The sequence below is a fragment of the Caldicellulosiruptor hydrothermalis 108 genome (assembly GCF_000166355.1).
Classification (GTDB): domain Bacteria; phylum Bacillota; class Thermoanaerobacteria; order Caldicellulosiruptorales; family Caldicellulosiruptoraceae; genus Caldicellulosiruptor; species Caldicellulosiruptor hydrothermalis.
This window is the reverse complement of sequence record NC_014652.1, coordinates 1,566,796-1,587,683: the sequence shown is the minus strand read 5'-3', so window position 1 is coordinate 1,587,683 and position 20,888 is coordinate 1,566,796. Positions and strand designations below refer to the sequence as shown.

The window sequence follows — 20,888 nt, the reverse complement described above, 5'->3', positions numbered from 1 at the left end:
GGTGCTATTTTGTGATGATTCAAACTGATATGTTTTGTTTCCAATGCGAGCAGACAGCAGGTGGGAAAGGCTGCACAAAGGTAGGTGTTTGTGGGAAAGACAGCAGAGTTGCTACACTTCAGGATCTTCTCTTATATCAGTTAAAAGGTATTGCGTACTTGGGTAGCAAAATTTTAGCTGAAGGGAAAAAGATTGACGAAGGTACAACCAAATTCATGATGGATGCTCTATTTTCTACCCTTACAAATGTAAATTTTGATGAGAAAAGATTCGTAAGGTATATTCTTGAAGCAGACAGCGTGAAAGAAAATCTAAAAAATCAAGTTTCAAACTTAGATAATCTACCGGCTGCTGTTTACTATCGACCACCAGAAGATGTTGAAAAGATGATAGCAGATGGGAAAAAGGTTGGAATTCTGGCAGATGACATTGATGAGGATATCAGGTCTTTAAGAGAGCTTCTTATTTATGGGTTAAAAGGAATGGCTGCATATGCTCATCATGCATATAGGCTTGGCTACAAGGATGATGATGTGAACAATTTCTTCTTTACGGCGCTTGCAAAAACGCTGGACAGCAACTTGTCAACAGATGAGCTTTACAACCTTTGTATGGAACTTGGAAAGAAGAATTTTAGATGTATGGAAATTTTGGACAAAGCTCACACTGAGACTTTTGGTCATCCACGGCCAACAGAAGTTTTGATTTCCAAGAAAAAAGGACCATTTATAATTGTCTCTGGGCATGATTTGAAAGACTTAAAAGAGCTTTTAGAGCAAACAGAAGGAAAAGGAATAAATATTTATACACACGGTGAGATGCTTCCTGCGCATGGTTATCCAGAGCTAAAGAAGTACAAACATCTTGTTGGTAATTATGGTGGTGCATGGCAAGACCAGCAGAAGGAATTTGACGGTATTCCAGGTTGTATCTTGATGACCACAAACTGTCTGCAAAAACCACGCGACAGTTACAAAGACAGAATATTTACAACGGGTGTTGTTGGGTTTGATAGTGTTGCACACATTGAAGAAGTAAATGGCAAAAAGGATTTCACACCAATTATTCAAAAGGCATTAGAACTTGGTGGTTGGCAGGAAGACGAAGAAGAAAAGAAAATCCTTGTTGGATTTGCTCACAATACTGTGCTTGGTGTTGCAAACAAGATAATTGAGGCTGTAAAAAGTGGTCAGATCAAGCATTTCTTCTTAATTGGTGGATGCGATGGTGCAAAGCCAGGTAGAAACTACTATACAGAGTTTGCTGAAAAAACTCCAAAAGACACGCTTATTTTGACGCTTGCATGTGGAAAGTACAGATTCAATAAGAAAGACTTTGGGATGGTTGCTGAATTTCCAAGACTTTTAGATGTTGGCCAGTGCAACGATGCATATTCTGCAATCATCATTGCAATTGAACTTGCAAAGGCTTTTGGAGTTGATGTAAATGAATTGCCGCTTACACTTGTCCTTTCGTGGTTTGAACAAAAAGCAGTAGCGATACTTTTGACACTGTTGTCCCTTGGTATTAAAAACATCTACTTAGGGCCATCGCTCCCAGCGTTTGTTTCACCAAATATTCTGCAGGTACTTGTTGAGAGATTCAATATAAAACCTATTTCAAACCCAGAGAATGATTTGAACGAAATTTTGTCAAAAAAATAAGCGAAATAGAATAAAAGGCAGGGCTGTGTGAGAAAAAAACACAGCCCTGCCTTTTTATTATTTGAAGGTGCATAATGGGAAAATTAAACTTGCAATTTATACAAAGCTGAAATTTTAAAATTAAGAATAATCAAGGGGTTAGCAGCATACAGGAAAAATTAATTGAAATATATTGACATCTAAATTTCATTTTGTTATACTAAAAACAAGACTTAAGTTAAACAGGGAAGGTTATTGACTGACAAAATGACAAAAGGGCAGATTGAAGCAAAGATTAGTGAGGCAGTAAGCAAGTTCGAAATAGAATACATGGGCAGAGGGCCAAAGCAGATCAAAACTATAATTACAGAGGATATTATTGTGGTAAGACTAATTGGTTTTTTAAGTCCTACAGAAAAAAAGCTTGCACAAACTAAGGAAGGCATTGAACTTATCAAAAAGGTGAGAGCAACTTTGTTTGAGAATGCAAAAGATGATTTGGCAAACTTAATAAAACAGGTAATTGATGTTGATATTGCGGGCATTTACTCAGATGTGAACACAGTAAATGGTGAAAAAGTAATTGTAATAACCCTAAATGAAAACTTAGAAAAAAAATTAAGTCAGTAAAATTTGGCAGACCAAGCAAAGGGCCAATAAATTGGCCAGTTGCAAGGTAGGCCAATATTTGCAGGGCAAAAAAGGCTTTGCAAATATTGGCCTTTTTTGATGCCCTGCAAAGGTGATAAATACAAATTAAGGAGGTATTTGTATTGTTTGCTGAAATTTATGAAGCAAACCTCCACAAGACTCAGGACTTAGCGTCAAAGTTGTTTACAAGAAAAACATTTTTTATACTCATAGAGAAATTTTTTAAAGAATACTGTGAGACAAATCCTTTTTTAACAGGCTTCTTTTATAAATATTTTTGGGATGGAAGTTACATTGACCTGTGGGCCTTGCCACTTGTTTTGTTGGATGTATTTCGACTCAACACCAAAACCCTTAACTTTTATATGAGGAAAGATAGAAATTTTCTCAAAGACTTTAAAATTGTTGTGCAATGTTTGGAGTATTATGTTGTGGAATTTTTCAAAGAAAATGGAGAGTATTTCAGGCAAACCAAAGAAGTAATTGAAAACTACAGATATCTTCTAAAACTTTTGATTGAGAAGATTGAGTTTATTGAGAGTAATTGAAAAATTCTTCTTGATAGGAGGTATATATTGCGATGATCAAGCTTCTAAACTTAAAGGTAAAAGATGAAGTGTATGAAATTTTAAGCAGCTGCAAGGGAATAATTATGCCAGAAAAGAGACTTGATTTTATAGATTTATCCCTTGGTGGAAAAGATAATATGGTGTTTGAGGTGAAATATGAGGTAGAAGGTAAGGGTGAAGTAGTTGAGGCGATAGTTACAAGATGTAAAAATGGTATTGTTGTAAATTATCCGGATGTGTACATGAGAAGAAGAGACCCAGATAGCTTAATTATTGGTGATGATGGTGAAACTGACAAACAACGATATAAAGACATTTATGGAGACAATTTTGAAACAGTGAGGAAAGAAACATTTGAATGGCTGAAAAAACAAGAATTGGTAGTATACGGTTTCTATGCTGGAGGAAAGGAACATGGATATCCTGCTTTGGTCATAGCTCCGCTCAATGCTGCATTTTTTGGATTTGCGCTTGCTGATATCCAGGGGTTTATTCCAAAAACCGAATTTGAAAAGATTGATGTTTTTGAACCAAAAGCAGTGATATATGTAGCTCCACCTTTTAGACATACACATTTTAACGGAAAACAAGTGGTTGTGCACAATAGGTTAAATGGCGTCCATGAAATATTTTCATATAACTTGTACCCAGGACCAAGTGCTAAAAAGGGAGTATATGGTGTGCTTTTGAACATCGGTGAAATGGAAGGCTGGGTTGCAGCTCATGCTTCAACAGTCAGGATTGTTACACCATATGACAACGTGATAACAATCATGCACGAGGGAGCAAGTGGTGGCGGAAAGAGTGAAATGTGCCAGCAGATGCATAGAGAAAAAGACAATAGAGTTTTGCTTGGAGAAAATATTATAACCAAAGAAAGAATTTACCTTGAGATAAAAGAATCTTGCGAGATACATCCCGTGACAGACGATATAGCACTTGTTCATCCCAGCCTTCAAAAGGGTTCAAAAATGGTTGTAAAAGACGCAGAACAAGGTTGGTTTGTAAGACTTGATAATATTCCACATTACGGTACAGACCCACAGCTTGAAAGGCTTTGCATTCATCCACCGGAGCCGTTAATATTCTTGAACTTAGAAGGTGTGCCTGGTTCAACCTGTCTTATATGGGAACACACAATGGATGAGCCAGGAAAACCTTGCCCTAATCCAAGGGTTATTTTGCCTCGCAGGTTTATTCCGAACATTGTGGATGAACCTGTTGAGGTTGACATACGAAGCTTTGGAGTGAGAACACCACCTTGCACTAAACAAAAGCCGACTTACGGTATTATAGGGATGTTTCACCTTTTACCACCTGCATTGGCATGGCTGTGGAGGCTTGTTAGCCCCCGCGGCCATGCAAATCCAAGCATAACACAGGCAGAAGCATTGAGTTCTGAAGGAGTTGGTTCTTACTGGCCATTTGCAACAGGACTTATGGTAAAGCAAGCAAATCTTTTGCTTGAACAGATTTTGCAGTTTACAAAAACTCAGTATATTCTCATTCCAAACCAGCACATAGGTGCATACAAGGTTGGTTTTATGCCGCAATGGATAACAAGAGAGTATTTAGCAAAAAGAGGAAATGTAAAATTAAGACCTGACCAGCTAAAGCCTGCAAAGCTGCCGCTTTTGGGATGGGCACTTGAATACATGAAAGTTGAAGGAACTTATATACCAAAGTTTTTACTCCAGGTTGACCTTCAGCAAGAGGTTGGAGAAGAAGGCTATATGGAGGGTGCAAAGATTTTGACAGAATTTTTCAAGAAAGAGATTATAAAATTCAAAACATTGGATTTACATCCCCTTGGAAGAAAAATTATAGAATGCTGCTTGGATGATGGAAGCCTGGATGACTATGTATCTTTGATAAAATAGACAAAACAATGCCTCCCTGCAAAGAATATTTTGTGGGGAGGTCATTTATTGTTTTTTGAAGAGTTTGTGGTAAACTATATTTGGAAAGGAGAGATGAAAAGCAAAATGCATCGCAGCACTTTTAGTTTTCCCATAAAGAAAATTGGAATTATTGGTGGCGGACAGCTGGGTAAGATGCTTGCGCAAAAGGCAAAACAGATGGGCTTTTATGTCATCTCTTTAGATCCCAGCCCTGAGTGTCCTGCAGCTTCGGTTTCTGATGAGCTGATTGTAAGTGATTTTTACAACCCTGAAAAGTTAAAAGAACTTGTTGAAAAAAGCGATATCACCACTTATGAGATAGAACATATCAACACAGCAGTGTTAAAAGATCTTTATGATAAGGGATACCACATTTACCCATCGCCTTATTGTTTGGAAGTCATTCAAGACAAATACAAACAAAAGCAAATGTTCAAAAGTGCAAACCTTCCCGTACCAAGGTTTGAAAAGGTAACTCATTTGGATGTATCTTTTTTTGAGAAGTTTGGTTTCCCGTGTGTCCAAAAGGCTTCAAAAGGCGGCTATGATGGAAGAGGAGTTGTTGTAATAAATGACAAAGAGGATTTAAATAAAGTACTTGAGACAGAATCTTTTGTAGAAGAGTTAGTTGACATAAAAAAGGAATTGGCAGTGATGGTTGCCAGGAACAAAAGAGGAGATGTGAAAAGCTATCCTGTTGTTGAGATGGTTTTTGAGCAGTCAGCAAACATTCTTGATTTTTTAGTTGCACCGGCAAGGATTGACGAAAAGATAGCACAAAGAGCAAGAGAAGTAGCAATCAAAGTGGTTGAAGCGCTGGATGGTGTTGGTGTGTTTGGAGTTGAGTTGTTTTTGACAAAGGATGACGAAATTTTGATAAATGAAGTTGCTCCAAGACCACATAACTCTGGACATTATACAATAGAAGCATGCGTGACAAGTCAGTTCGAACAGCATATAAGAGCAATCTGTGACTTGCCACTCGGCTCCACAAAGCAACTTTCACCGGCTGTCATGATAAACCTCTTGGGCGAAAAAGATTATAAAGGAAGACCAAAGATAGAGGGCTTGGCAGAAAGTTTGTCTATAGAAGGAGTTTCGTTTCATTTCTACGGTAAGAAGATGACAGCACCTTTTAGAAAAATGGGGCATGTGACAATACTTGATGAAAATTTAGAAGTAGCAATTGAAAAAGCAAAGAGAGTTAAAGAAGTGCTCAAAATTAAAGCGGAGGTGTAAATTTAATGAAAAAACCACTTGTTGGAATTATTATGGGGAGCGATTCTGACCTTCCTGTTATGAAAGAGGCAGCAAAAGTTCTAGAAAATTTTGGAATAGAGTATGAGATTACAATTGTTTCTGCTCACAGAACTCCTGAGAGGATGTTCAAATATGCAAAAGAGGCAGAATTACGAGGTATAGAAGTAATTATTGCTGGGGCTGGCGGTGCTGCGCACCTTCCTGGCATGGTTGCTTCAATTTCATCTTTACCGGTCATTGGTGTTCCAGTAAAAACATCTTCTTTAAATGGTCTGGATTCTCTTATGTCAATTGTGCAGATGCCAGCAGGAGTGCCTGTTGCCACTGTTGCAATTAATAATGCTAAAAATGCCGGAATTTTAGCAGCTCAAATCCTGAGTATAAAATATCCTCAGATTAGGCAAAAGATAATTGAGTATAAAGAGAAAATGAAAAAAGAGGTAGAAGAAAAAGCCAAGAACTTAGAAAATATTGGGTATGAAGAGTATCTTGGGAGGAAGCAAAATGGATAAAGAAACTTTTGCAATAAAGGCACCTATTATAGTGCCTTTTTTTATATCACAAAAATTTTTGACTGGTGGACAAATTTTCTAAGGTTTGAGAGAAAAACATCCATCATTTCTTTTTTTAAATCATAAGGATAAGTGCACACATTTTGGTCTTCTTCATAAGGAAAAAGAGTAATTTCATTGATAAAGACCCTTTTCATTCTCTTGAGATAATCCTTTGGAATTCTGAATACACCAACAGAAATATCTACAATTTTAGAAGGCTCTACTTCTTCAAAGACCTGATTCAGAAATTTTAAATATATCTCATCCCAATTTTTAGTAAACAGAAGAGGGTCAAAACAAAGTCTTACTTTCCACTCGTTTTCTATAGCCTTTTTGATTGCATCAAGCCTTGCAGACAAACTTGGGGTTTTATGCTCAAACTTTTCTATAATTTCTTGGGGTGATAAGGTCCATGCTAAAATTACGTTCTCAGATGGTTTTAGACTTTGCAGAACTTCATAGTCTGCAGTCTTTGTCCTGATTTCAATTGTTAAATCTTTTCTTGAAGTTGCATATTCAATAAACATGCTGAAAAAGGGTACAATTTTTTCTAATGCCATAATGTCAGTGTCATAAGACACTGATAGGTACAGGGGATGTCTTTTTAAAACCGAGTCAATCTCTTCAAAATAGTCTTCTATATTAACAAATATTACTATATTAGCAGAAGGGTACATTCCTTTCAAGAAACAATAGTCACAGCTGAAGATGCAATTAAAAATGAGACTGGTATAATAAAAATGATTGTATCCAAAATCATGGCACAGGGGAGGACCAGGGTATAGAAATTCACCCTTCTTTTTAGCAAGTATTAGTTTTTTACTAATCTCTTGAAGTTTATAATTTTGTCTTGGTCTTGAGAAAACTTCTTTGTAGTTATCTATTTCTACTAGAACAGAGTTAGGGAATTTATCTAAAATTATTTTTGTAATCGGATGGGAAATAATCTCTTTCTCAATGTATATATGAGAAAAATGTTTAGCTAATAAGGAGTTTTTTGAGTTTTTCAAAGTATTGCTTGCCCTCCTTTTTTGAGTTTACATTTACATTGAAAAATTCTGAGATTTCCTCTGGCAGATTTTCATGCCTTATTATATAGCTCTTTAACAATTTCTCAAGTTGAAATGTTATAGAAGCAGTAAGACGCAGACTGCTTTTAAGCTTTTCGATAATTTGTCTTAGCTTTTCTTCTTCGAAAATATTGGTACAAAATTTAAGATTTAAATCAACAAGAGTATTTATAAAATTTTCTATAAAAGGCATACATTGTTTTACAAGAATTGTAACTTCTTGCGGTTCTATCTTCTCATATGCCAAAAAATCATAAACAATTTTAATGCATTGAACATTGTGAGGGGCTAAAAAGCTTGAGGCTGCTTCAAAAAATCCTGCTCCTTCCATATCAACTATATCCCCTTCAATCTCACCAAAGAAGGTATCTTTTTTTACAGGATGCAAAAAACTCTCAAGTGAGGCTTCTTTCATTTGGTGAGTTATCAGAATATCGGGGTAAAATGTCTTTTTTGAGTGATGGTTTATTATCTTGTTACACAAAAGCACATCACCTTTTGAAAGTTTTTTTTCCTTTGCACCACAAATACCAATATTCAAGGCTATACATCTATCACTTGCTCCAAACTTTGTCAAAGCAAATGTGGTTGCTATTGCAGCTTGTAAAATTCCCTCTCCGCTCACTATAAGAAGAATTTCATCGCCAGAAAAAATTTGAAATTTTGATGGTTCGTATAATTTCTTGAGTCCGAAGTGATCTATCAAAGCCTTGGCTTCAGAATAAAAGGCAGTGATGAGGTATATCATTGAAGGCTCTCTCCTTTATTGCTGTCATAGTTCAAAAATTTAAAACCTATTTTAAATAATACAATACCACAAAGAAGAAGAGATGTGAACACGAAGTGAAGTTTAAAGAAGAACAATAGAAAAATTGATATTGCAGTTTGAGGTCTTCAAAAACATTAAAAAAACTATTGACATAAAAATTACCATGTATTATAATTTTAATAACCAAGTATACAGATAGAAATTTATAAGTTTAAAGTTAAAAATTCGCCTCTGCTCTTAGCTTTTTGAGCAGAGGTAAAAAATAACCCTAATGTGAAGTATTTCGATATAAATAGTTAATGTTAGGGAGGAACATTAATGAAAATAAAAAGATATTATAAAATGGTTGCTTTATTAATATTGCCAGTTGTGTTGTTATTTCTCCTTTCAGGATGCTATGCAAGAAAAGAAGATAAAAAAATGAAGGTAAGAATTGCATTTTTCCCTAACATAACTCATGCCCAAGCATTGGTAGGGAAAGAGCTTGGTATTTTCCAAAAGAGAATAGGCAAGGATGTAAAAGTTGAATATAAGGTTTTCAATGCAGGTCCGGCTGAGATAGAAGCGTTTTTAGCAGATGAGGTTGACATAGGTTATATTGGACCTATACCTGCTATTAACGGATTTGCAAAGACAAATGGAGAAATAAAGATTATTGCAGGAGCTACAAATGGAGGAATGATGCTGGTTTCAAGACGCAATTTGAATATAAAGAGTTTAGATGACTTAAAAGGTAAGAAAATTGCAGTTCCTCAATATGGGAATACTCAGGATATTGTGTTAAGGTTATTACTAAGTAAAGCTGGACTTAAAGATACTACTAAAGGTGGAAATGTTGAAATTATTCAGGCTGAAAATCCAGATATTAAAACTTTGCTTGATAGAAATCAGATAGATGCTGCACTGGTTCCTGAGCCTTGGGGAACAAGGTTGAAAAAAGAAGTAAATAGCAATGTTGTACTTGACAGTAGTCAAATAAGGCGATACATAGATATTCCTACAACAGTAATTATTACTACCACAAAGTTTTTAAAAGAGCATTCTGATATTGTAGAAAAATTTCTCATAGCGCATCTTGAGGTAACAGACTTTATTGAAAAAAATCCTGAAAAATCATATGAAATAATAAATAACCAAATTTCTGAGATAACTTCTAAGCCGCTGCCGGCAGACATCCTAAAAGACTCCTTCAAAAATATCAAACTTTCAAGCGAAATACAAAGAGAATCCTTAGAAAAAGCAATTGAGTCATATTTTGAGTTGGGATATTTAAGAGAAAAGCCAAATATAGAAGAGTTAGTAAACACAGAAATTTTAGATAGAATTAAGAACAAAGAGGTGTATTAAAAATTGGCGTTAGCGGTTGAAAATGTAAGCAAAAAATTTTTATCAAAAAACAAAGAAATAACTGTGTTAGAAAAAATAAATTTAGAAATACAAAAAGGGGAATTTATATGCATTCTTGGTCCCTCTGGGTGTGGCAAATCTACACTTTTGAATATAATAGCAGGTCTTGAAAAACCCTCTGAGGGGAAGGTTTTTTTAAACGGTAAAGAGATTTTGTCACCCGGACCAGATAGGATTGTAATGTTCCAAGAGTCTGCTTTATTTCCATGGCTAAAAGTCATTGACAATGTTGAGTTTGGTATGAAATTACGCGGTGTCCCCAAAAAAGAAAGATATGAAAAAGCACTCAAATACCTAAAGATGGTTCACTTAACAAAGTTTAAAGACGCTTATGTTCACCAATTATCAGGCGGAATGAAACAGAGGGTTGCCTTAGCAAGAGCATTGACGCTTGATTCTGAAGTAATGCTGATGGATGAGCCTTTTGCAGCACTGGATAGTCAGACAAAAAATATCTTATTGCTTGAACTTCAACGAATTTGGTGGGAGACTAAAAAGACAATTATATTTGTAACACATAACATAGAAGAAGCAGTGCTTTTAGCAGATAAAGTTGTGGTTATGTCTTCAAACCCGGGAAAAATCAAAAAGGTTTTTGAAATAAGACTTGCAAGGCCGCGACTTATTGATAATCCTGACATAGTCTATATGATATCTGCTATTATGAAAGAGTTAAAAGATGAGGTGGAAAAGATTGCAAAAGCAGAATACGATAGCGATTGGAGTTTTGAAAAGGACACTGTTTTATATAGCTCTGATAGTAGCTTGGGAATTGGTCTATAGGATTTTTGTTGAGCTTTTTAAGATATGGAAACCTTATGTTTTTCCATCTCCTATCTCAGTGATAGAGACATTTGTGAGACTTTTAAGCGACAATACTTTAACTGTGGCAATGATAGCAACAGTCAGGAGAATGCTTATAGGGTATTTGATTGCTGTTGTTATAGGAGTTGTTGTCGGACTTGCAATTGTAAAGTCTGAATTTTTAGATAAGAATTTAAGACCTCTTATTCTTGGTTTTCAAACACTGCCAAGTGTATGCTGGTTACCGTTTGCTATATTATGGTATGGTCTTTCAGAAAAAGCCATTATATTTGTAACTGCAATAGGTTCTATTTTTTCTATTACACTTGCAGTTGAGTCAGGTATTAAAAATGTCAATCCACTTTATATAAAAGCAGCAAAGACTATGGGTGCAACAGGATTAAGACTTTACTTAAATGTAATAATCCCTGCAAGCCTTCCATACGTTATTTCAGGCATGAAGCAAGGCTGGTCATTTGCATTCAGAGCATTGATGGCAGGTGAGATGCTTTTTGCTACGAAAGGTTTGGGACAAGTGCTCATGGTTGGGAGAGACCTTGCAGATATGAGTCAGGTCATTAGCGTGATGATAGTAACAATTATTTTCGGGCTTGTGGTAGAAAAGGCAATATTTGGCCCTTTAGAAAATCAGATAAGAATTAGATGGGGCCTTAAAAATATATGAAAAATTCATGAGGGAGGTAGAAAAGAATGAAAATTAAGGCAAATGGTAATGAAGTACAAATTGAAAGAGAGATGACAATCTTTGAGATGTTAGATGCTTTAAATGTCTCAATGAAAGAATACGTAACAGTGCAGCTCAACGGTCAAATTATCCCCAGAAGTGAATATGATAAGGTTACAGTAAAAGATGGCGATGAGGTTGAGTTTTTATATTTCATGGGAGGGGGACTATTATGAAGTTAACAGATACCCAACTTGAAAGATACTCAAGACATATCATCCTGAACGAGGTTGGTGCAAAAGGACAGCAAAAACTTTTGGAATCTAAGGTTTTGATCATTGGGACTGGGGGACTTGGTTCCCCTGCTGCAATGTTTTTGGCAGCTGCCGGTGTTGGAACAATCGGGCTTGTCGATTTTGACGCAGTTGAGCTTTCCAATCTTCAAAGACAAATAATACACTTTACACCTGATGTAGGCAAGCCAAAGGTGTTTTCTGCAAAGGAAAAGATAAACCAAATGAATCCTGATGTGGAAGTAGTAACTTATCGTGAAATGGTAAATTCAAGGAACATAATAGACATCATTAAGGATAGAGATTATGATTTTATAATCGACGGCACAGACAACTTTCCAGCTAAATTTTTGATAAACGATGCCTGTGTAATGCTAAAAAAGCCATTTTCCCATGCAGGTATCATAAGATTTGATGGGCAAACCATGACTTATGTGCCAGAGAAAGGGCCGTGCTTTAGATGTATCTTTCAAAACCCACCACCACCTGATGCAGTTCCAACTTGCAGACAGGCAGGAGTTTTAGGTGTGATGGGTGGTATAATTGGCACAATCCAGGCAACAGAAGCAATTAAATATTTGCTTGGAATTGGTGACCTGCTAACAGGATATATCTTAATTTACAACGCTTTGAAGATGGAATTTAGAAAAGTAAAGATAAACAAGAGAGAAAGCTGTGAGGTATGCGGGCCAAATCCAACAATAAAAGAGTTAATTGACTATGAACAGCCTCAGTGTGATTTAAAAAGCTAAAGAAAAAGTTGTTAAAGCAGACGTTGAAAAACAGGAGGGACGAAAAAAATTGATAATATTACCAAAAACATTATATGAAGAAATTTTAACTCATTGTTTAAATAGCTTGCCTATAGAGGCGTGCGGACTTCTGGGTGGAGTTATTGAAGATGAAAAAAGAATTGTCAAAAAAGTTTACTTGCTTACCAATGTAGACCAAAGTCCAGAACATTTTTCAATGGACCCACTTGAACAGTTTGCAGCAGTGAAAGATATGAGAAAAAATGGGTGGGTATTACTTGGCAATTTTCATAGCCATCCAACATCACCTTCAAGGCCATCTGAAGAGGACAAGAGACTCGCTTTTGACAGGGATTTGAGCTATCTTATATTATCACTCATGGACGAAAAAAATCCTGTTTTGAAGTCATTTAGGATATATGAAAGCTATGTGGAAGAAGAAGAGATACAAATCATTTGAAAAAGCAGGGGGTATTTCAAGTGAAAGAGGTAAATTATAATGAACTAAAAAAAGGGGGGTTTATGCGACAGGTCCAAAAAGACCATTTTTCACTAAGATTAAGAGTAGTTGGTGGAAGGTTAACTTCTGAGCAGCTAAAAAAAATATACGAAGTTGCAAAAAAATATGGCAAAGGATATGTTCACTTGACAGCACGCCAGGGTGTAGAGATTCCGTTTATTAAGTTACAGGATATAGAAGCGGTTAAAAAAGAATTATCAGAGGCAGGACTTGAGCCTGGTGCATGCGGACCCAGAGTAAGAACAATTACTGCTTGCCAAGGCAGTAGCATTTGTCCCAATGGAATTATAGACACAACAGAGCTTGCCAATGAGTGCGACAAAAGATATTATGCTCGAGAACTTCCGCACAAGTTTAAAATCGGCATAACAGGTTGTGGTAATAATTGCCTTAAAGCTGAGGAAAATGATTTAGGTATAAAAGGAGCGATAGAACCTGAGTGGGAAGAGAGTAGCTGCACGTTTTGTGGACTTTGCCAGGCTGTATGTCCGGCTAAAGCAATACAAATAGATGAGAAAAACAAGAAGATTACCATAGATAGAGACAAGTGCACCTATTGTGGAAGGTGTGTAAAGTCGTGCCCGACTAATTCATGGAAAGGCAAGCCTGGTTATCTTCTCTATTTTGGTGGTATGTTTGGAAACAACATAGCGCTTGGAAAACAAATTTTGCCAATACTATTTTCAAAAGAGGATGTTCACAAGGTCATTCAAGCTACACTCAAGTTTTACAAAAAATATGGTAAGCAAGGCGAAAGGTTCAGAAATACCTTAGAGAGAGTAGGATGGGATATATTTAAAAAAGAGTTGGAAAAAGCAATAGAAAATAAAGGGAGTGATTTTGATGAGTGATATCAAGGCTGATGTTTTTCTGGACATTACTAATCTTGTATGTCCAATGACGTTTGTAAAAGCAAAAGCCACAATGGAAGATATGGAGGTAGGGCAAATCATAGAGATAAGAATGAACGAGGGTGAGCCCATTCAAAATGTCCCAAGAAGCTTAAAAGAGGAAGGGCATGAGATTTTGAAGGTGATAAATAACAATGATGGGACATATACAATATTTGTAAAAAAGGGTGGGCTGTAATGAGGTTTAATACTTCTTTAATTCACGGAAATATTGGCCCCAAAGAAGATAAGGGGGCAATTAACGTTCCGATATACCAATGTAATTCTTTCCAATATGAAACTGCACGTGAGTTGGAAGAGGTTTTTTCTAGCAAAAAGCCAGGCTTTATATATACAAGGATTAACAATCCCACAGTTGAGGCATTTGAAAGAAGGATAGCATTCTTAGAAGAAGGCATTGCTGCTGTTGCCACATCGTCTGGCATGGCAGCAATTGCCTTAGCAATATTGAATTTAGTAAGAAGTGGAGATGAAATTGTATCAGCAAGTGGCATTTTTGGTGGCACATATTCATTGTTCAGATCATTTGAAAACCTTAGTATTAAGACCAGATTTGCAAAAGATAGTAGCCTTGAGAGCTTTGAAAAGCATCTAACAGAGAAAACTAAAGTAATTTTTATCGAAACGATAGGAAATCCGAGACTTGATGTGCCAAATATCAGACAAATAGCTGAGCTTGCGCATAAGCATGGTATTGCACTTATTGTTGATAGCACTGTCACAACACCGTATCTTATAAAACCCTTAAAACTTGGTGCTGATGTAGTGGTTCATTCAACGTCAAAGTTTATTAATGGAAGCGGCAGCTGTATTGGCGGAATTGTAGTTGCAAGCGGTAACATGAAAATTGATTACGATAAGTATCCGTTGCTAAAAGATTACAAAAAGTATGGTGAATTTGCATATATCGCAAGACTTCGAAATAATCTTCTGAAGGATTTTGGTGCCTGTATATCGCCTTTTAATGCATTTCTAAACACAATAGGGCTTGAAACCCTTGGTGTGCGTATGCAAAAGATTTGCGAAAATGCTCTTAGTCTTGCCAAGGCCCTAAAGGAAAATAAAAAGGTAGTTTCAGTAAATTATCCTGGGCTTGAGGAAAGTATATATTATCAGCTTGCAACAGAACAGTTTGGAGGTAAATATGGAGCAATTTTAACAATACGGGTTGGAACCAAGGAAAATGCATTTAAAGTGATAGATTCACTAAGGTATGCCATAAACTCAACCAATATAGGAGATGTAAGGACACTTGTTGTACATCCCGCATCAACTATATATGTAGGTTTTTCCGCTGAAGAAAAAGAAGCTATGGGTGTTTATGAAGATATGATAAGAATATGTGTTGGCCTTGAGGATGTAGAAGACATAATAGAAGATTTTTACCAGGCACTTGAAAAGATTTAAAATGGCATGTTTCCCAAAACTAAAGAAGGGTGATAAAGTAAGATGAACTTTGAAGTGAAGATGCTAAAAACTGACATACTCATAATTGGTGGTGGAACAGCTGGGTGTTTTGCTGCCATAGCAATTGCTGAAAAAGCGCCAAACGTGAGTGTTTTAATTGCAGAAAAGGCAAACATTAAGCGAAGCGGATGCCTTGCTGCAGGTGTCAATGCTCTCAATGCCTATATCACAGAAGGAGAAACTCCCGAGACGTACCTGCAGTATGTCAAGGAGGATTACGAAAATATCGTAAGAGAAGATTTGGTATACACTATGGCCTTAAGATTAAATGAGGTTACAAAGAAGATTGAATATATAGGTCTTGTCATCTTAAAAGATTCAAATGGAAAATATTTAGCAAGAGGTAAAAGAAACATAAAAATAAACGGCGAAAATATAAAACCAATTTTAGCAAAAGCAGTTGAGAGTAAAGAAAATGTTAAAGTGCTAAATCATGTGAATATCATTGATTACATCGTCAAAGACAGTAAAGTAATAGGGGCATATGGATTCTCTATAAATAGTAATGTTTTCTACATTATCATCGCCAAAGCAGTGATTTGTGCAACAGGTGGTGCTGCAGGGCTCTACAGGCCTAACAACCTTGGATTTTCAAGACACAAGATGTGGTATCCACCTTTTAATGTAGGTTCAGGATATGCAATGGGAATCAGAGCAGGTTGCGAGATGACAAGTTATGAAGTTAGATTTATAGCTCTTCGCTGCAAGGATACTTTAGCGCCAACAGGAACAATAGCTCAAGAGGTAAAAGCTGAGTTTATCAATTCAAAAGGTGAGTACTATGAAAAAAGATATGGAAGACCTACCACATACAACAGAGTATTTTCAACAGTTGAGGAAATGAAAGCAGGCCGAGGTCCGTGTTATTTAAAAACAGTAGGGATTTCTAAAGAGGACGAGCAGAGGCTAATAAAAGCATATCTTCACATGGCACCATTGCAGACACTTAAGTGGATTGACAGTGGCAAAGGGCCGTCGGTTGAGAATGTCGAAATTGAAGGCTCAGAGCCATATATTGTTGGTGGGCATTCAGCAAGTGGTTATTGGGTAGACACAAAAAGGCAAACAACCTTAAAAGGCCTATTTGCAGCAGGAGATGTTGTTGGTGGTTGCCCTCACAAATATGTAACAGGCTGCTTTGCAGAGGCTGAAATAGCTGCAAATTCTGCATTGGAGTATATAAAAGATAAAGAGTTTGAAACCTTAGATATATCCTCCATAGAACAAAAAATCAATGAGGTGCAGAGATTTTTCACCAATACTTCTCCTTTGTACACCACAGAAGAATTAGAAGAAGCTATGCAAAAAGTAATGGATGTTTATGCTGGTGGGATTTCGACAGGTTATGCGTACAATCTAAAAGGGCTACAAATTGCTAAAGAAAGAATAGAAGAACTTTTTACACTTGCTCAGAGATTAAGAGCCGAAGATACTTACCAGCTTATGAAAATTTATGAGCTTATTGATAGACTCTATGTTTGCAAAGTTTTGCTACATCATTTAGAAGCAAGGAAAGAAACAAGATGGAGAGCATTCCAAGAATTTGTTGATTATCCTTATAAGGACGATGAAAACTTTTTGAAGTATGTGAATTCCCGATTTGAAGACGGCCAAGTCAAGATAATTTTTAGAAGCTTAGTAAAAAAGGATGAGGTATATGAGCATAAGGATTGACAGACAAAGATGTATTGGATGTGGAAAATGCGCTGAAATTTGTCCAGGCAATTTAATTGTGATAGATGAAGATAAGAAAGCATTTATCAGAGACCCACGTGATTGCTGGGGCTGTGCTGCATGTGTAAAGGAGTGTAAATTTTCTGCAATCAGATATTTTTTAGGTGCAGACATTGGGGGAAATGGAACAACTATGTATGTAGAAAAAGAAAATGATGAGATTATGTACTGGTACTTTGAAAAACCCAGCGGCGAAAAAGAAATGATTGTACAGAATCTCAAAGATAACACCACATATTAGGAGGGAAGAATAAAATGGATCACTTAGATAGATTAGAAGCAGAAAGCATATACATTTTGAGAGAGGCTTATAGCAAATTTAGCAAGATAGCAATGCTATGGTCAATAGGAAAAGATTCGACAGTCCTTTTGTGGTTGGTCAAAAAAGCATTTTTTGGACATTGCCCATTCCCGCTGATTCATATAGATACCACATATAAAATTCCAGAAATGATAAAGTACAGGGATAAATTAGCAAAAGAATACAACCTTGATTTAATTGTCCACATAAATGAAGAAGCACTAAAGCAAGGGATGGGGCCTGAGAAGGGAAGACTTGTTTGCTGCAAAGCACTAAAGACTGACGCACTTCAGCAGGTGATTAATAAATACAAATTTGAAGCTTTGATCCTTGGCATCAGAAGGGATGAAGAGGGTTCAAGGTCTAAAGAGAGGTTCTTTAGCCTGAGAAATGAGGATTCTGAATGGGACTATACAAATCAGCCACCTGAGTTTTGGAATCAGTTCAATACAGATTTTCCAAAAGGAAGCCATGTAAGAGTTCATCCTTTGCTTAACTGGACAGAAATTGATATTTGGATGTACATCAAACGTGAAAACATCCCAGTCATTGATTTGTATTTTGCTAAAAATGGTAAGAGGTATAGATCTCTTGGATGTGCACCTTGCACATTCCCTGTTGAATCAAACGCAACAACAATTGATGAGATAATCGAAGAGTTAAAAAATACCAAAATTAACGAAAGAGCAGGAAGAGCTCAAGACCAAGAAGATGCATATGCAATGCAAAAACTGAGAAAAGAAGGGTACATGTAAGACTATGCATGAGGAGGTATTTGAAGTTATGACAGCAAGAGAACTGCTCAAGATTGTAGTAGTAGGTCATGTTGACCATGGTAAATCAACAATAATTGGAAGACTTTTGTATGATACTAAATCTGTCCCAGAGACTGCAATAGAAAAAGTAAAGAGAATAAGTAAAGAAAAGGGCAGACCTTTTGAATATGCTTATCTTTTAGATGCGTTAGAAGAAGAACAAAAACAAGGAATTACAATTGATACAACCCAGATAAAATTTTCAACCCCAAAGAGAGACTATTTAATTATAGATGCTCCCGGGCACAAGGAATTTCTCAAAAACATGGTTTCAGGTGCTGCAAATGCAGAAGCAGCACTTCTTGTTATTGACGCTACTGAAGGTGTACAAGAACAATCTAAAAGACATGCATATATTCTATCACTTTTGGGTATCCAAAAGGTATATGTTATAGTTAATAAAATGGATATGATAGGTTTTTCAGAGGAAAAGTTCAAAGAAATCAAATATGAAATCTCAACCTTTTTGGACAAGCTCAACGTATATCCTCAAAAGTATATTCCAGTATCAGGCTTTTTAGGAGAGAACATAACAAGAAAGTCTGATAAAATGCCATGGTACAAAGGAGAGCCTTTGCTTGAGGCTTTGGATCTTTTTGAAAAAGACAAAGAATTGGAAGACAAAGCTTTGAGATTTCCTATACAGGATGTGTACAAGTTTGATCAGAGGAGAATCATCGCTGGCAAAATTGAGTCTGGAAGATTAAAAGTGGGAGATGAGATAAAAATCCTGCCTGAAGGAAAGGTTAGCAAAGTCAAATCTATTGAATTTTGGCCAGAAAACAATAAGAAGGATGAAGTTATAGCAGGAATGTCTGTAGGGATTACTATTGAAGATGAGTTTTTTAACAAAAGAGGAGAGATTATTGTTCATAAAGATGATAACACTTTATATGTTTCAGATACATTCAGGGCAAATCTGTTTTGGCTTGGGAAAAAGAATCTTGTAAGAAACAAAACATATAAGCTAAAGCTTGTAACACAAGAGACAGAATGCGAAATTATTTCAATAGACAAAGTTATTGACGCTACAACTCTTGAGACTATTGAGAATGCTAATGAAGTTCGAACAAACGATGTTGCAGAAGTAACTATCAAAACAAAGGAAAAGATTTGCTTTGATGAATTTAAAGCAAATTCTTCAACAGGAAGATTTGTTTTGGTAGATGGTTATGATGTTTCTGGTGGTGGGATTGTATCAGGCTTAGCAGATTTGAAAGAAGAGGTAACTAAGCTTGTAAAAGAAGATTTGGAAATGATTGTTAGCTGCTTTGATGAGTATTACTATTTGCTACCCGAAGGTATTATCAGAAGATATTCTAAACACCACAGAACATTCAAAGTAGGAGATGCTGTTCCTATTGAAAGTGAGACTTATTCTTATCCTGACAGCTTTGATATTATTGATTTGAACAGTAAGCTCATTGCCAAAATTAGAAAAGGTTGCTTGAGTGACTTAATAAACTTGGATGGGTACACCTATAGTGAACTGCCAATTATAACAGCAGAGGGCTTTTACGTGAAAGTAAACTCAATCGAAGAATTTAAAAATTTTAAGGCCGAATTAGTTCAATTAAATGAAAAAGATAACTTCCTTTTAACCACGTTTGCCAATAAGTGGTTTGATATATCTAAAAATAGAACTTTCAGATTCGGGATATAGACATTATTTTATCTCTTAATAGAAGGGGGTGGTGGATACTTTTTTCAATTTTGTTTATTTGCGGTGTAATTATAAAGGTGTTTTATAAACTCTTCAAATAAGTTTGATTTGAACTTGTCTTTATGATAAATGATACTAAATTTTCTTTCAAATCTAATATTTTCGATATTAACTTTCGCAAGCCTGCCATCTCTTATTTCCTTTTCCACAGCCAGCTTAGAAATGACTGAAACGCCTATATTAGCTTCGATGGCCTTTTTTATGGCTTCGGTACTGTTAAGCACATATTTTATTCTGTATCTCACATTATTTTTTGCCATTGTTTGTTCAAAGACTTCCCTTGTTCCGCTTCCCTTTTCTCGCATGATTATATCCTCATTTTCAATCTCTTCAGGGGAGATACTTCTTTTCTCTGCCCACCTGTGGTTTTTTGAGGATACAAGATACAATTCGTCATCTATATAAGGTATTACAACAATGTCCCTTGAATGCACTGGTCCTTCCACAATACCAAGATCTATAGCATTGTCAAGTATTAGCTTTTCTATTCCTGCTGTGTTGTCAATTGTAAAATAAACATCTACGCTATATTTTTCTCTGAAATCACCAATTATTTTCGGAAGCAGATAAATTCCTACTGTGGTACTTGCTCCTACATTTAGTCTTCCCATCCTCATGTTTCTCACATCATAAAGGATATTTTCTGCTTCTTTAACAAGATTGAGTATACGCCTTCCGTAGCTGTAAAGTATCTCACCAGTGTATGTGAGGCTAAGCTTTTTGCCTATTCTGTCAAAGAGTTTGATCTGAAATTCTCCTTCTATTTGTGATATAGCCTGGCTTACAGCAGGTTGTGACATATAGAGTTTTTTTGCGGCAGCAGACATACTTTTTAGCTCGCAAACGGTGACAAAAATCTCTATATCTCTAAGGGTCATACCTGTCACCTCATATAACAACAATGTTATCAAGAATAATAGTACCATATTGTTTTACTAATAACAAAGGCAAAATGAATATTTTTATTATCTTCTTAACGGATGTAAGTTCTATTTTAGACTTTTATAATGGACATGTAAAGATTGGTAGTTGTAGATATATAAGAAATCATTATTAATG

The 20,888-nt window shown here is 36.0% G+C and carries 22 protein-coding genes; 19 read left to right on the top strand and 3 right to left on the bottom strand.

The window, feature by feature from the left end; all coding sequences use genetic code 11:
• Positions 1–14 precede the first annotated feature (14 nt).
• The 6 genes from hcp to purE all read left to right on the top strand — a co-directional run bounded on the left by hcp (position 15) and on the right by purE (position 6,536).
• Positions 15–1,664 carry a hydroxylamine reductase gene (gene hcp / locus CALHY_RS07910; RefSeq protein WP_013403443.1) on the top strand — a complete coding sequence of 550 codons (1,650 nt, stop codon included), beginning with the start codon at positions 15–17 and terminating at the stop codon, positions 1,662–1,664.
• A 246-nt stretch (positions 1,665–1,910) separates the two neighbouring features.
• The gene (locus CALHY_RS07905) at positions 1,911–2,273 is read left to right on the top strand and encodes a DUF2294 domain-containing protein (RefSeq protein WP_013403442.1); all 363 of its coding nucleotides are present in this window, start codon (positions 1,911–1,913) and stop codon (positions 2,271–2,273) included.
• Between the two features lie 143 nt (positions 2,274–2,416).
• Positions 2,417–2,842: a hypothetical protein gene (locus CALHY_RS07900; RefSeq protein ID WP_013403441.1), complete on the top strand. Its 426-nt coding sequence runs from the start codon at positions 2,417–2,419 to the stop codon at positions 2,840–2,842.
• A gap of 32 nt (positions 2,843–2,874) precedes the next feature.
• Positions 2,875–4,743 (top strand): DUF4914 family protein, encoded by a 1,869-nt coding sequence (locus tag CALHY_RS07895; protein WP_013403440.1) that lies wholly within the window; start codon positions 2,875–2,877, stop codon positions 4,741–4,743.
• Between the two features lie 48 nt (positions 4,744–4,791).
• A complete protein-coding gene (locus CALHY_RS07890) occupies positions 4,792–6,003 on the top strand; it encodes a 5-(carboxyamino)imidazole ribonucleotide synthase (protein ID WP_013403439.1) in 1,212 nt (403 codons plus the stop codon).
• 5 nt (positions 6,004–6,008) lie between these two features.
• Positions 6,009–6,536, top strand: a complete 528-nt coding sequence (purE, locus tag CALHY_RS07885; RefSeq protein ID WP_013403438.1) for a 5-(carboxyamino)imidazole ribonucleotide mutase — start codon at positions 6,009–6,011, stop codon at positions 6,534–6,536.
• Positions 6,537–6,577: 41 nt separating this feature from the next.
• Here the strand turns inward: purE and CALHY_RS07880 are convergent, their stop codons facing one another.
• Positions 6,578–7,588: an SPL family radical SAM protein gene (locus tag CALHY_RS07880; RefSeq protein ID WP_013403437.1), complete on the bottom strand. Its 1,011-nt coding sequence runs from the start codon at positions 7,586–7,588 to the stop codon at positions 6,578–6,580.
• The gene (locus CALHY_RS07875; protein ID WP_013403436.1) at positions 7,557–8,396 is read right to left on the bottom strand and encodes a 5'-methylthioadenosine/S-adenosylhomocysteine nucleosidase family protein; all 840 of its coding nucleotides are present in this window, start codon (positions 8,394–8,396) and stop codon (positions 7,557–7,559) included. Before CALHY_RS07875 ends, CALHY_RS07880 begins: the two co-directional genes overlap by 32 nt.
• Positions 8,397–8,735: 339 nt before the next feature.
• Between CALHY_RS07875 and CALHY_RS07870 the strand changes: the two genes are divergently transcribed.
• Genes CALHY_RS07870 through CALHY_RS07810 form a run of 13 tightly spaced genes read left to right on the top strand, consistent with a single transcriptional unit; the run spans position 8,736 to position 19,769 of the window.
• Complete coding sequence (locus CALHY_RS07870; RefSeq protein ID WP_013403435.1) at positions 8,736–9,764, top strand: aliphatic sulfonate ABC transporter substrate-binding protein; 1,029 nt, start codon at positions 8,736–8,738, stop codon at positions 9,762–9,764.
• Positions 9,765–9,767: 3 nt separating this feature from the next.
• A complete protein-coding gene (locus tag CALHY_RS07865) occupies positions 9,768–10,607 on the top strand; it encodes an ABC transporter ATP-binding protein (protein ID WP_013403434.1) in 840 nt (279 codons plus the stop codon).
• Positions 10,552–11,313 carry an ABC transporter permease gene (locus CALHY_RS07860; protein ID WP_013403433.1) on the top strand — a complete coding sequence of 254 codons (762 nt, stop codon included), beginning with the start codon at positions 10,552–10,554 and terminating at the stop codon, positions 11,311–11,313. Before CALHY_RS07865 ends, CALHY_RS07860 begins: the two co-directional genes overlap by 56 nt.
• 26 nt (positions 11,314–11,339) lie before the next feature.
• The gene (thiS, locus tag CALHY_RS07855; protein WP_011917159.1) at positions 11,340–11,549 is read left to right on the top strand and encodes a sulfur carrier protein ThiS; all 210 of its coding nucleotides are present in this window, start codon (positions 11,340–11,342) and stop codon (positions 11,547–11,549) included.
• Complete coding sequence (locus CALHY_RS07850) at positions 11,546–12,358, top strand: HesA/MoeB/ThiF family protein (protein ID WP_013403432.1); 813 nt, start codon at positions 11,546–11,548, stop codon at positions 12,356–12,358. Before thiS ends, CALHY_RS07850 begins: the two co-directional genes overlap by 4 nt.
• A gap of 49 nt (positions 12,359–12,407) precedes the next feature.
• Complete coding sequence (locus tag CALHY_RS07845; protein ID WP_013403431.1) at positions 12,408–12,818, top strand: M67 family metallopeptidase; 411 nt, start codon at positions 12,408–12,410, stop codon at positions 12,816–12,818.
• Between the two features lie 20 nt (positions 12,819–12,838).
• Positions 12,839–13,729: a 4Fe-4S binding protein gene (locus CALHY_RS07840; protein ID WP_013403430.1), complete on the top strand. Its 891-nt coding sequence runs from the start codon at positions 12,839–12,841 to the stop codon at positions 13,727–13,729.
• Complete coding sequence (locus CALHY_RS07835; protein WP_013403429.1) at positions 13,722–13,967, top strand: sulfurtransferase TusA family protein; 246 nt, start codon at positions 13,722–13,724, stop codon at positions 13,965–13,967. Before CALHY_RS07840 ends, CALHY_RS07835 begins: the two co-directional genes overlap by 8 nt.
• Positions 13,967–15,196 (top strand): O-acetylhomoserine aminocarboxypropyltransferase/cysteine synthase family protein, encoded by a 1,230-nt coding sequence (locus tag CALHY_RS07830; protein WP_013403428.1) that lies wholly within the window; start codon positions 13,967–13,969, stop codon positions 15,194–15,196. Before CALHY_RS07835 ends, CALHY_RS07830 begins: the two co-directional genes overlap by 1 nt.
• A 42-nt stretch (positions 15,197–15,238) precedes the next feature.
• Positions 15,239–16,930, top strand: a complete 1,692-nt coding sequence (locus CALHY_RS07825; RefSeq protein WP_013403427.1) for an adenylyl-sulfate reductase subunit alpha — start codon at positions 15,239–15,241, stop codon at positions 16,928–16,930.
• Positions 16,914–17,231, top strand: coding sequence for a 4Fe-4S dicluster domain-containing protein (locus tag CALHY_RS07820; RefSeq protein WP_013403426.1), 318 nt, complete (start codon positions 16,914–16,916; stop codon positions 17,229–17,231). Before CALHY_RS07825 ends, CALHY_RS07820 begins: the two co-directional genes overlap by 17 nt.
• Positions 17,232–17,245: 14 nt before the next feature.
• Positions 17,246–18,046 carry a sulfate adenylyltransferase subunit CysD gene (gene cysD, locus CALHY_RS07815; RefSeq protein WP_013403425.1) on the top strand — a complete coding sequence of 267 codons (801 nt, stop codon included), beginning with the start codon at positions 17,246–17,248 and terminating at the stop codon, positions 18,044–18,046.
• Positions 18,047–18,074: 28 nt separating this feature from the next.
• Positions 18,075–19,769: a sulfate adenylyltransferase subunit 1 gene (locus tag CALHY_RS07810; protein WP_013403424.1), complete on the top strand. Its 1,695-nt coding sequence runs from the start codon at positions 18,075–18,077 to the stop codon at positions 19,767–19,769.
• Between the two features lie 44 nt (positions 19,770–19,813).
• On the opposite strand, the gene CALHY_RS07805 is transcribed toward CALHY_RS07810, so the two are convergent.
• On the bottom strand, positions 19,814–20,707 hold the full coding sequence (locus tag CALHY_RS07805) for a LysR family transcriptional regulator (protein WP_013403423.1): 894 nt from the start codon (positions 20,705–20,707) through the stop codon (positions 19,814–19,816).
• Positions 20,708–20,888: the final 181 nt, after the last annotated feature.

What these genes read in the sequence shown, in the direction of transcription:
- CALHY_RS07870 (WP_013403435.1), top strand. Translation starts at nt 8,736, where the DNA reads ATGAAAATAAAAAGATATTATAAAATGGTTGCTTTATTAATATTGCCA.
- CALHY_RS07820 (WP_013403426.1), top strand. Translation starts at nt 16,914, where the DNA reads ATGAGCATAAGGATTGACAGACAAAGATGTATTGGATGTGGAAAATGC.
- CALHY_RS07835 (WP_013403429.1), top strand. Translation starts at nt 13,722, where the DNA reads ATGAGTGATATCAAGGCTGATGTTTTTCTGGACATTACTAATCTTGTA.
- CALHY_RS07805 (WP_013403423.1), bottom strand. Translation starts at nt 20,707, where the DNA reads ATGACCCTTAGAGATATAGAGATTTTTGTCACCGTTTGCGAGCTAAAA.
- CALHY_RS07875 (WP_013403436.1), bottom strand. Translation starts at nt 8,396, where the DNA reads ATGATATACCTCATCACTGCCTTTTATTCTGAAGCCAAGGCTTTGATA.
- CALHY_RS07850 (WP_013403432.1), top strand. Translation starts at nt 11,546, where the DNA reads ATGAAGTTAACAGATACCCAACTTGAAAGATACTCAAGACATATCATC.
- CALHY_RS07825 (WP_013403427.1), top strand. Translation starts at nt 15,239, where the DNA reads ATGAACTTTGAAGTGAAGATGCTAAAAACTGACATACTCATAATTGGT.
- cysD (WP_013403425.1), top strand. Translation starts at nt 17,246, where the DNA reads ATGGATCACTTAGATAGATTAGAAGCAGAAAGCATATACATTTTGAGA.
- hcp (WP_013403443.1), top strand. Translation starts at nt 15, where the DNA reads ATGATTCAAACTGATATGTTTTGTTTCCAATGCGAGCAGACAGCAGGT.
- purE (WP_013403438.1), top strand. Translation starts at nt 6,009, where the DNA reads ATGAAAAAACCACTTGTTGGAATTATTATGGGGAGCGATTCTGACCTT.
- CALHY_RS07830 (WP_013403428.1), top strand. Translation starts at nt 13,967, where the DNA reads ATGAGGTTTAATACTTCTTTAATTCACGGAAATATTGGCCCCAAAGAA.
- CALHY_RS07895 (WP_013403440.1), top strand. Translation starts at nt 2,875, where the DNA reads ATGATCAAGCTTCTAAACTTAAAGGTAAAAGATGAAGTGTATGAAATT.
- thiS (WP_011917159.1), top strand. Translation starts at nt 11,340, where the DNA reads ATGAAAATTAAGGCAAATGGTAATGAAGTACAAATTGAAAGAGAGATG.
- CALHY_RS07905 (WP_013403442.1), top strand. Translation starts at nt 1,911, where the DNA reads ATGACAAAAGGGCAGATTGAAGCAAAGATTAGTGAGGCAGTAAGCAAG.
- CALHY_RS07810 (WP_013403424.1), top strand. Translation starts at nt 18,075, where the DNA reads ATGACAGCAAGAGAACTGCTCAAGATTGTAGTAGTAGGTCATGTTGAC.